This is a genomic window from Roseburia intestinalis L1-82, from assembly GCF_900537995.1.
Taxonomy (GTDB): domain Bacteria; phylum Bacillota; class Clostridia; order Lachnospirales; family Lachnospiraceae; genus Roseburia; species Roseburia intestinalis.
The window spans coordinates 3,322,866-3,334,898 of the sequence record NZ_LR027880.1 but is presented as its reverse complement, the minus strand read 5'-3'; the positions used below and the strand labels follow the sequence as shown (position 1 = coordinate 3,334,898).

Below are 12,033 nucleotides of genomic sequence, written 5' to 3'. Positions count from 1 at the left end.
ACATCTGACCGTTGTTTTTTTACAGGGTTTGATGTTTTTTGATACGTCTTTTTATGCTTTCCACATCAATCGGTTCAAAAATGAGATCATTGATCAGATCAGATAATATGGCATTTCGAATCTGAGTCAGATTACCCTCTTTGCAGATTGCGATAATGGGAGTTGACGAAGCCCAGGACTCATGACTTAATTCATCCCACAATTGCCTGCCATCATCTCCGGTTTCGGATACATCTATGAAAACGGCAGGAACATGGTTATTTTTATCCATAATGGCATAGCGTATTTCCGTAACGGAAGATACTTTTATGAGTCTGTCCGGGTAAGAATATGCAAATTTTAAAGTGGAAGCAACATTTCTGGAATGTGTATATAATAAAATATTTTTCATGGCAGTGTCTGGTTTCTGTGCAGAAACACCATACTCGGAAAAACATTGTTTCCCGGATTTTTTTGAATTCCCAAGTGCAGTGTCTGCTTTCTGAAAAAGTGTTGTGTAGGAAGTTTCATAAGGCTCTGTGAATGCAATACCGATACTGATCGTAACGTTTTCAGGAATGGATAAAGCTTCTTTATCTAAAATTGCATCTAAAAGTTCCTGTGCTTTTTCATAGACAGCCTGTCTGGAGGCTATATCCCGCATAAAAGCAACAAATTCGTCTCCGCCGATGCGTCCGATAATGTCGGAACCGGAAAAATGAGATGCAAGAATACCGGCTACGACAGAGATTGTATGATCGCCCATTTTATGCCCAAAGATGTCATTGACAGCTTTGAAATTGTCGATATCTATGGCAAACAATGCATGTAATTCTTCCGGAGTGGATAAAAGTATGTGGGAAATGGCGTGCTCTGCTGTGGCCTTATTCAGCAGATGCGTCATCTCATCCACTTATGATTTAATCCGCAGAGCTTCCTGTTTTTGTAAAATATGATTCAGTCTGCGGTTCGTCTTTAAAATATTGTCAATACGGTGACGTGCAATGGCAGGTTCAGTGGGTTTACTGAGAAAGTCGCTTGCGCCTAATTCGAAAGCTTTCGTCTGTACTTCCGGAGTGTCGGTGGTTGTCAGAACCACGACTGGAATTTGTTTAAACTCCGGCATTTCCTGGCGGTGTTTTAAAACATCGAAACCATCCATTCCCTGCATGACAAGATCTAAAAGGACAAGGTCAATCATATTTTTTTTATCTTTGATCATCTGCAGACATTCCTCACCGGAAGATACTTCAAGAATATTGAAGGCCGGAGAGAATATTTCATTTAAAACGGCACGCTGTAAGCGTGAATCATCTACGATTAGCAAAGTTTCTTTTGACTGTTCCATATTAAAAAATCCTTCGTATCAGTTATAAATTATCCCCCTGGAAACCACAGGATACTATCTATAATGTAACATGGAAAATGGTTGTGTGCAATGAGAAAAAGACTGAGAAAAAATAAAACCGTTGACAAATCGGGGGTAAGTGCATAAACTAGAGTAAGCGAATCAACTTACCAGTAAAAATATGATAAGGGCGTTGAGCGGGAAGAGTAAGAAATCAGAGTGCTGACAGAGAGAAACTGCCATCGGCTGCAAGCAGTTTTCAGAAAGAGATTTCCGAAGTGCCTCCGTGAGCCTGTCCGGGGAAACGGTTTGTCTGCCAGTACAGTATCCGGATACGAGTAACACGCGTTAAGTGTATTGAGTGAGGATCAAAAGATCCTTAAGTTAGAGTGGAACCACGGATCATTTCGTCTCTTAGAGATGAAATGATCCGTTTTTCATGATAATAGAATGTTCGCGGAGCGTACATTCTATTATTTGGTTAAGGAAAGGGGATGCCAGTTTTGGGAATCATCAGTCATATTAAGGAAGAATTTACAGTGATAAAGGAGCGGGACCCGGCGATCAAATCGCCGATGGAGGTATTGCTTTATCCGAGTTTTCGGGTTATGTTGAGCTACAGACGTGCGCATAAGCTGTATTTAAAAGGACATTTCTTCTGGGCGAGATTTATTTCACAGCGGGCAGCGAGAAAAACAGGAATTGAGATACATCCGGGAGCAACGATCGGGAAAGGATTTTTTATTGATCACGGAAGTGGTGTGATCATTGGAGAGACGGCGATCGTTGGGGACAATGTTACTCTGTATCAGGGTGTGACACTAGGCGGTACCGGAAAAGAGACCGGAAAACGTCATCCGACGATCGGGGATAACGTTATGATCAGTGCGGGTGCAAAGATCATCGGTTCCTTCACCGTTGGAGAAAATTCCAAGATCGGAGCGGGAAGTGTGGTCATAGAGGAAGTGCCGCCAAACTGTACCGTAGTTGGTGTTCCGGGAAGAATCGTAAAACGTGACAATGTGAAGATGCCGCGCAGTGATATGGATCAGTGCCATCTGCCGGATCCGGTCAAAGAGGATATTACTGTACTGCAGAGGGAAAATGCAGAACTGGTCAACCGTGTGCTTGATTTAGAGCAGGCAGTCCGGATTTTAAGTGCTGATGCACAAAAAACAAAATAAATTGCATTTTGTTCCGCAAAACAAGGAGTAAAATCCTCTGCTCATCAGAGGATTCGCATTTTGCTTCGCAAAACAAGGAGGATTATTTAAATGGAAAATAAATTTCAATTTTACAACACACTGACAAGAAAAGTAGAAACGGTGATCCCGCATGAGGATGGAAAGATCGGCATGTATACCTGTGGACCGACCGTATACCATTTTGCACATATCGGCAACCTCAGAAGTTACATCATGGAGGATGTATTGGAAAAATCACTCCGCTATGTCGGATATGATGTAAAACGTGTTATGAATATCACGGATGTGGGACATTTATCTTCCGATGCAGATACCGGGGAAGATAAAATGTTAAAAGGTGCAAAAAGAGAGCACAAAACAGTGATGGAGATCGCAAAATATTATACAGACGCTTTCTTTAGTGACTGTAAGAAGTTAAATATCAAGACACCGGATGTTGTGGAGCCGGCAACGAACTGTATCCCGGAGTTCATCCATATGATCGAGGTGCTGCTCGAAAAAGGTTATGCTTATGTGGCAGGTGGAAATGTTTATTTTGATACATCCAAATTAGACGATTATTATGTATTTTCTTCCCAGAGCGAAAAAGAGCTGTTAGTCGGTGTACGCGACGATGTGGAAGAGGACGTAAATAAGAAAAATAAAAATGATTTTGTACTCTGGTTTACAAAGTCAAAATTTGAGGATCAGGCGCTTAAATGGGATAGCCCATGGGGCGTTGGATATCCGGGATGGCACATTGAGTGCTCATGCATCAGTATGAAACATCTGGGCGAGTATGTAGATATCCACTGCGGCGGTGTAGACAATATTTTCCCGCACCATACCAATGAGATTGCACAGTCAGAGAGTTACCTTGGCCATACATGGTGTAAATACTGGTTCCATGTACAGCATTTAAATGATAAATCCGGAAAAATGAGTAAGTCCAAAGGGGATTTCCTTACCGTATCCCTGCTGCAGGAAAAGGGGTATGATCCGATCGTATACCGTATGTTCTGTCTGCAGTCCCATTATAGAAAACCGTTGGAGTTTTCCTATGAAGTATTAGATAATATGGCTGCAGCTTATAAAAAACTGACCAAACGAATCGCAGAATTAAAGGATGAGGGAACAGTACAGCAGGATAAATTTGATGCTTATAAGGCAAAATTTGAGGATGCGATCAGCAACGATCTAAATACATCGATGGCGATCACGATCATTTATGATCTGCTCAAAGATGATATGAACGATAAGACAAAACTTGCGCTGATCAATGATTTTGATAAAGTATTATCCTTAAATCTGACAACGGCACAGGCAGATGCAAAAGAGGAGATCGATGCAGAATTAGAAAGCTATGTACTTGCAAAGATTGAAGAACGAAAGGAAGCAAAGAAAGCAAAAGATTTTGCAAAAGCAGATGCAATCCGCGATGAACTGCTTGCAAAAGGCATTGTACTGAAAGATACCCGAGAAGGTGTGATCTGGCACAAAGCGTGAGAGAGAGGAAATGCCAATGCAGAAAGGAATAGACTCTTATATCAAAGAACAGTTCGGAATCAGTGAAGTGGATATCCGGACATATTCGCCTCTTACGTTAGCCTATATCGGAGATGGAATATTTGATCTGGTGATCCGGTCTGTTGTCGTAGGAAAAGGAAACACGAGAGCAGGAGAACTTCACAAGCGGACAAGCCAGATCGTAAAAGCACACACACAGGCGGAAATGATTGAAAAATTACTTCCGATGCTGACGGAGGAAGAAGCAGAAGTGTACCGTCGTGGAAGGAATGCAAAATCGCCGACAATGGCAAAAAATGCCACAATGTCTGATTACCGGAAAGCAACCGGATTTGAGGCGCTGATGGGATACCTGTATTTAAAAGATGAGTTTGAACGTCTGGTGGAACTGGTAAAGACCGGTGTGGACGAACTTGCACTTAAAATGTAAAAGGAGAGAGTAATGGGCTACGAAGAGCTGAAAATAGAGGGACGCAATGCCGTGTTAGAGGCATTCCGTTCCGGAAAAACAATTGACAAATTATTTGTGTTGGACGGCTGTCAGGATGGTCCGGTGCGCACGATTGTCAGAGAGGCAAAAAAACATGACACGATCGTGCATTTTGTGGAAAAAGAGCGTTTAGATCAGCTTTCTGAGACAAAAAAACACCAGGGAGTGATCGCAGTTGCTGCAGCATATGAGTATGCCGAAGTGGAGGATATGCTAAAATTGGCAGAGGAAAAGGGCGAGCCGCCATTTTTATTCATTCTGGATAATATCGAGGATCCGCATAACCTTGGCGCTATCATCCGTACGGCAAATCTTGCCGGTGCGCATGGTGTCATTATTCCGAAACGCCGCGCGGTCGGTCTGACGGCAACTGTGGCAAAGACATCCGCCGGAGCAATCAATTATACACCGGTTGCAAAGGTGACAAATCTGACTGCAACAATGAAAGAGTTAAAGGACAAAGGAATGTGGTTTGTCTGTGCGGACATGGATGGAACCTGCATGTATGATCTGGATTTAAAAGGACCGATCGGTCTTGTCATCGGCAGTGAAGGCGAGGGTGTTGGCAGACTGGTGCGCGAGAACTGTGATTTTGTGGCATCCATTCCGATGAAAGGGGATATCGATTCCCTGAACGCATCGGTGGCAGCAGGTGTGCTTGCCTATGAGATTGTGCGGCAACGCATGCGGTAGAAGACACCGCAGCGGTAGAAGACACCGCAGCGGTAAAAAACACAGCAGCAATAAAAGACGTCGCAGGTGGTAGAGAACACCGCAACGGTAGAAAAAAACGCCGTGGTAGATATTGTATCAGGAGTCTTGGGAGGAACATGTTAGAGTCATATCGGGATTTGACAGACGAACAGCTGATTGCGGCATTAAAAAACAGCGGTGATCCGGACGGAAAGATCATGGATTACATTTTAGATAAATATAAACCGCTGGTCCGCAAAAAGGCAAATGCAGTATTTCTGATTGGCGGTGAGACGGATGATCTGATCCAGGAGGGAATGATCGGTCTGTTTAAGGCAATCAGAGATTACGATGATACGAAAGAAACATCTTTTTTTCATTTCGCAGAATTGTGTATTACGAGACAGTTATACAAGGCAGTTGAGGCGTCGAACCGGAAAAAACATGCGCCGCTCAATTCCTATGTTTCTTTCTACTCAGAAAACAGTGAAAACGGATATCCTCTGGCGGAAACGCTGACCATGGACGGAATCGGAAATCCGGAGCAGATGATGATCGATCAGGAAAATGTGGCACAGTTCTGGGAGAAGCTCAGGACGCATTTAAGTAAGATGGAACGGGAAGTATTAGACCAGTATCTTGCGGGATTTCATTATCAGCAGATTGCAGAAAAAATGGGAAAATCACCAAAATCTATTGATAATGCGCTCTCCCGTATTAAAGCAAAAATTCGGGAGACGAATCCTGAAATAGGGAAGATGTAGAAGATTCGCCTTCTTTTTTGTAGATAGTCACGAAAAATACCTGTGCATATTGCATAAAAAATAAATGAGAAAATTGTAACATTTGTGAACACTTATTGAGAAAATCATGCTATTATAATCACTGTAAAAACCCCCCAATACATTATATATAGTTTTTGCTATACCCCATAGTAAAAATACCTTCTCCTAAAAAAGACAGCAGTGGCTGTCTTTTTTGTTGTACAAATATTGACAACCGTCACAGATTAGGCTAGACTGAACAAGTCGATAAAACTTAATAGAAAACAACGCAGAGGGACTGCATGTCCGGGAGAATGCCCGGAGGGATTGCAGTTGAGAAGGTTAAAACCTGACTCTTTGAACCTGTCAGTTAATACTGTCGTAGGGAGCGTATTGGGAAGATGCTATCTCCTGTCGCGCTTGCGGCAGGAGATTTTTTGACGTGGAGAATTCGTTTGCCAGACAGTGGTTCAAGCAGTCCCCCATGCGAAAAAGGAGAAAAACGTATGGAACAGTATACCACACAGATGGATGCCGCACGCAGAGGCATCGTGACCAAAGAATTAGAAATTGTAGCGAAAAAAGAGCGCATGACCGTAGAAGAGCTGATGCCGCTTGTAGCAGAGGGAAAAGTAGCAATCTGCGCCAACAAGCATCACACCTGCATTGATCCGGAAGGTGTAGGATCAATGTTACGCACGAAGATCAATGTCAATCTCGGTGTGTCGAGAGACTGCAAGGATTATGATGTGGAGATGGAGAAAGTGATGGCGGCTGTCAGCATGGGTGCACATGCCATCATGGATTTATCTTCCCACGGCAATACGATTCCGTTCCGCAGAAAACTGACTGCAGAATGTCCGGCAATGATCGGTACCGTGCCGATCTATGATTCTGTGATCCATTACCAGAGAGATCTTGCGACACTGACCGCAAAAGATTTTATTGATGTGGTGCGTCTGCATGCGGAAGATGGTGTGGATTTTGTGACACTGCACTGCGGAATTACAAGAAAGACAATCGAGCAGATCCGGAAACATAAACGTAAAATGAACATCGTTTCCCGCGGCGGTTCCCTTGTATTTGCATGGATGTGCATGACGGGGGAGGAAAATCCGTTTTATGAATATTATGATGAGATCCTTGAAATCTGCCGTGAGCATGATGTTACCATTTCACTTGGAGATGCCTGCCGTCCGGGATGTCTCGCAGATGCATCCGATGTCTGTCAGATCGAAGAGTTAGTAAGACTTGGAGAGCTGACAAAACGCGCATGGGAGAAAGATGTACAGGTCATGGTAGAAGGACCGGGACATATGCCGATGGATCAGATCGCAGCAAATATGAAGATCCAGCAAAGCATCTGCATGGGAGCACCATTTTATGTGTTAGGACCACTTGTCACTGATATCGCACCGGGATATGACCATATCACATCCGCAATCGGCGGGGCGATTGCAGCACAAAACGGAGCAGCATTTTTATGCTATGTCACACCGGCAGAACACTTGGCACTTCCAAATGTGGAGGATGTAAAACAGGGAATCATTGCATCAAAGATCGCGGCACACGCTGCAGACATCGCAAAAGGAGTCCGTGGTGCGAGAGAGATCGATGATAAGATGGCAGACGCAAGACGCGTCTTAGACTGGGATGCGCAGTGGGAATGTGCGATTGATCCGGAAACCGCAAAAGCAATCTGGAACAGTAGAAAACCGGAGCATGAGGACACCTGTTCCATGTGTGGAAAATTCTGTGCAGTGCGCAGTATGAACAAAGCGCTTGCAGGAGAATATATTGATATTTTGTAAAAAAGAGTGGAGGCTTCATTCCGTCTTATGTTATAATAAAACTGTTTCAATCAGCCGGTGATCAGATGAAAAGAATATATTTGGTTGACAGTGAGAATGTAGGCGATATATGGGTGCCGTTACTGGTAGCATCACAGCCCGATGAGGAAGTGATCGTATTTTATACGCAGAAAAGTCCGCATATGAATTACGAAAATGTGAGGTTACTGAAGGAGACGGAGAAAGAAGCAGAGTTTATAAAATGTTTTGAGGGAAGCAATGCACTGGATTTCCAGCTTGTTACACAGCTTGGATACTTGTTGTGTGAGAATCAGGCAAACAGCTATGTGATCGTTTCAAATGATACCGGATTTGATGCAGCCGTACGCTACTGGAAACAGCGTAACATGCCGGTGCAGCGTTTGAGCGGAAAGGAATTAAACCGCAGACTGCAGCAAAAAGCAAAGACGAATGGAGAAAGAGAAATTTTCTTTGAAGCGGAGGAGAAGAACGCCGGGGACGTGGCTGGAAGTCTGGCAGATGAAGCTGAGATTGTGACAGCAAAGATGAATGAGATGACAGAAACGGATAAAAGCGAAGAGCCGGGTGAGGTCGAAAAGCTGAATGGAGTTTCAGAGTTAAATGAAGTCTCAAAACTGAATGAAGCCTCAGAAATGATGGAGACTGCAGAACTGACCGGAGTGTTGGAGCAGGGAAAAGCCGGAAAACCGGATGAGACGGCAGAACCGGGTGAAGCCGGAAAACCGGATGAGACAGCAGAACCGGGTGAAACCGGAAAACCGGATGAGACAGCAGAACCGGGTGAAGCCGGAAAACCGGATAAAATGGCAGAACCGGAGGAAACTCTAGAGCAGGTGGAAACAGCAAAAATAAAAGAAACGGCACAGACGGAAAAAACTGCAGGAACAGATGAACAGTCAGAACCGGGAGAAATCCAGATGGAGATACCGGATGAAATCATGAGGCCGGATGAAACTGTAAATGCGGATCAGAAACTGCCATTTACAGATCCGCGTAAGGAAGCAGTTGAAAAGACAGAGATCTCACAGGAACAGGACGATGTCATTCGCAGTCTGCTTACCTGCATCAGTAAGGATCGGCTTGCAGATTTTCACAATGCGCTGGTATTGTTCTTTGGTGAAGATATTGGAAAAGAACTTTATCAGGAGGCAAAAAACAGTTCTGCGTATGCAATCTGTCGTGTAAATCAGACTGCGATCAGTGAGGAAGAGAAGTTTGATGTTTACTGTCAGACGGTATTTGCTTACAGTGATCCGAAAATGGACTGTCCGGAAGATTTTTCTTCGTTTTTGTATAAAGCAAATACAAAGAGAAAGAACCTTAATTCATTAAGAGCAGCATTGCAGGGACATTATGGCAAGGATAAGGGAATGAAATATTATTCTCTTTTTAAGTCACACATCAAGATTATGAATCGGATGTAAAGAAGGAGAGGCTGGTTGAAGCGAAAACGGGAAGAACATAACGGATGTGGTGGCGGAACACCAGGTAGCCAGAAGACCCGAAGAACAGCACCCCCGGATGCGTATTTTGTACGCATCCGGGGGTGTTGTCAGGTGGTTAAAGTTATTTCAAACCCCCGGAAATGTTGAATAAGTATAAATATTTTGAAAAATTACAAAAATTTCTTGGATTTTATGCTTGACAATCGGACGATCCTATTGTATAGTAATACAGGTGTTGAGAAAACATGATGCTGCTGTGGCTCAGTCGGTAGAGCGTCGCATTGGTAGTGCGGAGGTCACGGGTCCGATTCCCGTCAGCAGCTTTTTTTTATGCCAGAAAAGTTTAAGTGATAACTTAATTCTTTTCTGGCTCTTTTTCTTTCTGACCGGAAATAAAATGATCAATGAGAAGATTGATCGTATGTTGCTGTGTCTCGATGATTTTTTGGAATGTTTCATTTTCTTTTGCCAGACGGGTGATTTCAGCTTCGCTATTCATATTCATTTTCCTTTTTACGCCATTCAAATCGATACATCATATATGTTTTATGTTAAAAAATATTCCCTGAAATGTCAAGACAATAAAGACGTCTGTGGAGAAACATTGTTACTTTATTAACATAAAGCGTCAAAATAACTGCCGGATTCGACATAATATGCAAAAATCCAGACATACAAATTTAGATTCAGGGAAAATACGCAGTAATATTTAGGAATTTATGAATTTTTTACGAACGGATGTTATTTGTATGAGGAATGTGCTAAAATATCATTCGGCTAAAGATCCGGGGAAAGTAGATTCTCCCTTTGAAGTGAGGTTTGATATGAATGCGAGCAGAAAAAGAAAAAATACAAAACCGAAAGGTTTTTTTGAAAAATTAAAGGAGCAGAGAAATCAGAGAAAGGCGGACAGGGCAAAACAGACGGACAGGAAAACAGATATCTTAAAAAAGACAGGGAGTGGGATTGTTACATTACTGCTTGTCATTTTACCGCCGGCAGTTTGTTTTTATCTGATGGAGTGTTATTCGCACAATCCATTTGCAGTGGTACGTCCGTGGGCACAGTTTTTTAATATCGTGCTGTTTGAACTGGTAACAGTTTTCCTGTTTGTGCTGACGGGAAAATTAAAGGCTGCGCACCGGATCGTATACATTGCAGCAATGGTTTATGGAATTGCGAACAGTTATGTGGTGCGTTTCCGGACGAATCCGATTGTGCCGTGGGATATTTTTTCCTGGAAAACGGCTGTGAGCGTTGCAGATAATTATGATTTTATGCCGGATACGCGCATGGTCGTTGTGACACTGGTATTTTTTGCAGCAATCGTATTATTTCGTTTTATAAAAGTAAAAGTGACACGTTTGGTATTCTGGAAACGGCTGATTCCGGCAGCGCTGGTGGCTGTGGTTCTTTCATTGTTTGCGGGAACACTGCAGCAGGAGAACTTTCAGAACAGCCACAGACTTTACAATAAACTGTTCACGCCGGTCTACATGACGGATGTGGATGGTATGGCAGTCACATTTGTCATGAATCTTGCCTATATGTCGATCGACAAACCGGAGCATTACAGCGCCGCTGAGGCACAGGCGGTGCTTGATTCCTACGGGGAGGACGGTGCAATGTCGGAGAAATCAGGCTCTAAGGCAGAAGAAGACGATACACAAAAGGAGGAAGATCTTCCGAATATCATTGTAATGATGAATGAGTCATTTTCGGATCTGTCCGTGTTAGGTGATTTTGAAACCAACGAGGATTACATGCCGTTTATCCACAGCTTAGAGCAGGGGGAGAAAAATACGGTTACGGGAATGTTAAACGTATCTGTCTGCGGTGGAAATACCGCGAATACAGAGTTTGAATTTCTGACCGGCAATACAATGGCATTCCTCCCGCAGGGGAGCATCCCGTATCAGCAGTACATCAATGGAGATTTGAAGGCACTTCCGGATTATCTGAAGACTTTAGGATATCAGACCATTGCGACACATCCTTACAATGCCGGCGGATGGGAACGCGATACGGTCTATCCGATGCTGGGATTTAATGAGAGCGTGTTTAAAGATGATTATGTGAATCCGCAGTATGTCAGACAGTATATCAGCGATGAGAGCTGCGTGGATAAGATTATTGAATTTTATGAAAATAAGGAAAAGGATGCGCCGCTGTTTGTGTTTAATGTGACCATGCAAAATCACGGTGGATATCAGGATCAGTACGGCAATTTTACACCGGATATCTCGGTGAAAGATTCTACAAATTTTTCACTGCAGCAGTATTTATCCCTGGTAAAACTTTCCGATTCCGCGTTAGAACATCTGATCTCCTATTTTGAAGAGGCAGATGAAAAAACAGTGATCGTTTTTTTCGGAGATCATCAGCCGAGTGATGCCGTTGCATCTACGGTTCTTGCAAAGAACGGGATGTCCTGGAATCACTTGACAGAGGAACAGCAGAAACTGCGTTATCAGGTTCCTTATGTGGTGTGGGCAAACTATGATATTGGAGAGGAAACGGGTGCAGACACGAGCGTGAACTATCTGGCAGCGGAAGTCTTAGAGCACGCCGGTGTTCCATTGGATGAATATCGTTCGTATCTGTTACATTTAAAATCAGAATACCCGGTTATTTCCGCGGTGCGTACAGTAAAAGCGGATGGCAGTGAAGTCCGCGCCTCGGATGAAAAAGATGAGATGGATATTTACCGGAAATTGCAGTATTATGAACTGTTTGATCATGGAACTGTTAATTAGGAAATGATAAAAAGA

Annotated in this window: 11 protein-coding genes, 1 tRNA gene, 1 riboswitch and 1 other annotated feature; of the genes, 9 read left to right on the top strand and 3 right to left on the bottom strand. The window is 43.3% G+C overall.

Annotation, left to right across the window (positions count from 1 at the left end):
• Positions 1 to 19: 19 nt before the first annotated feature.
• Both RIL182_RS15710 and RIL182_RS21785 read right to left on the bottom strand, forming a co-directional pair.
• A complete protein-coding gene (locus tag RIL182_RS15710) occupies positions 20 to 883 on the bottom strand; it encodes a GGDEF domain-containing protein (RefSeq protein ID WP_242655622.1) in 864 nt (287 codons plus the stop codon).
• A 9-nt stretch (positions 884 to 892) separates the two neighbouring features.
• Complete coding sequence (locus tag RIL182_RS21785) at positions 893 to 1,327, bottom strand: response regulator (protein WP_006858563.1); 435 nt, start codon at positions 1,325 to 1,327, stop codon at positions 893 to 895.
• Positions 1,328 to 1,511: 184 nt separating this feature from the next.
• Positions 1,512 to 1,745: a binding site (T-box leader), on the top strand.
• A gap of 85 nt (positions 1,746 to 1,830) precedes the next feature.
• Here RIL182_RS21785 and epsC point away from each other — a divergent pair.
• From epsC to RIL182_RS15670, 8 genes are all read left to right on the top strand, one after another.
• Entirely contained in the window at positions 1,831 to 2,511 is a 681-nt protein-coding gene (epsC, locus tag RIL182_RS15705) for a serine O-acetyltransferase EpsC (protein WP_172606748.1), read from the top strand.
• 90 nt (positions 2,512 to 2,601) lie between these two features.
• Positions 2,602 to 4,017: a cysteine--tRNA ligase gene (gene cysS, locus RIL182_RS15700; RefSeq protein WP_006858562.1), complete on the top strand. Its 1,416-nt coding sequence runs from the start codon at positions 2,602 to 2,604 to the stop codon at positions 4,015 to 4,017.
• A 16-nt stretch (positions 4,018 to 4,033) separates the two neighbouring features.
• Complete coding sequence (locus RIL182_RS15695; RefSeq protein ID WP_015521263.1) at positions 4,034 to 4,468, top strand: Mini-ribonuclease 3; 435 nt, start codon at positions 4,034 to 4,036, stop codon at positions 4,466 to 4,468.
• 12 nt (positions 4,469 to 4,480) lie between these two features.
• Positions 4,481 to 5,221, top strand: coding sequence for a 23S rRNA (guanosine(2251)-2'-O)-methyltransferase RlmB (rlmB, locus tag RIL182_RS15690; protein WP_006858561.1), 741 nt, complete (start codon positions 4,481 to 4,483; stop codon positions 5,219 to 5,221).
• A 137-nt stretch (positions 5,222 to 5,358) separates the two neighbouring features.
• Positions 5,359 to 5,985 carry a sigma-70 family RNA polymerase sigma factor gene (locus RIL182_RS15685; RefSeq protein ID WP_006858560.1) on the top strand — a complete coding sequence of 209 codons (627 nt, stop codon included), beginning with the start codon at positions 5,359 to 5,361 and terminating at the stop codon, positions 5,983 to 5,985.
• Between the two features lie 281 nt (positions 5,986 to 6,266).
• Positions 6,267 to 6,390: riboswitch (TPP riboswitch) on the top strand.
• A gap of 101 nt (positions 6,391 to 6,491) precedes the next feature.
• The gene (thiC, locus tag RIL182_RS15680; protein WP_044999448.1) at positions 6,492 to 7,796 is read left to right on the top strand and encodes a phosphomethylpyrimidine synthase ThiC; all 1,305 of its coding nucleotides are present in this window, start codon (positions 6,492 to 6,494) and stop codon (positions 7,794 to 7,796) included.
• A gap of 65 nt (positions 7,797 to 7,861) precedes the next feature.
• A complete protein-coding gene (locus RIL182_RS15675; protein WP_006858559.1) occupies positions 7,862 to 9,241 on the top strand; it encodes a PIN domain-containing protein in 1,380 nt (459 codons plus the stop codon).
• 271 nt (positions 9,242 to 9,512) lie between these two features.
• Positions 9,513 to 9,585, top strand: a tRNA-Thr gene (locus RIL182_RS15670).
• Positions 9,586 to 9,617: 32 nt separating this feature from the next.
• Here the strand turns inward: RIL182_RS15670 and RIL182_RS15665 are convergent.
• Complete coding sequence (locus tag RIL182_RS15665) at positions 9,618 to 9,761, bottom strand: hypothetical protein (protein WP_015559901.1); 144 nt, start codon at positions 9,759 to 9,761, stop codon at positions 9,618 to 9,620.
• Positions 9,762 to 10,011: 250 nt separating this feature from the next.
• Between RIL182_RS15665 and RIL182_RS15660 the strand changes: the two genes are divergently transcribed.
• Positions 10,012 to 12,018, top strand: coding sequence for an LTA synthase family protein (locus RIL182_RS15660; protein ID WP_006858558.1), 2,007 nt, complete (start codon positions 10,012 to 10,014; stop codon positions 12,016 to 12,018).
• The last annotated feature ends 15 nt before the right edge of the window (positions 12,019 to 12,033 follow it).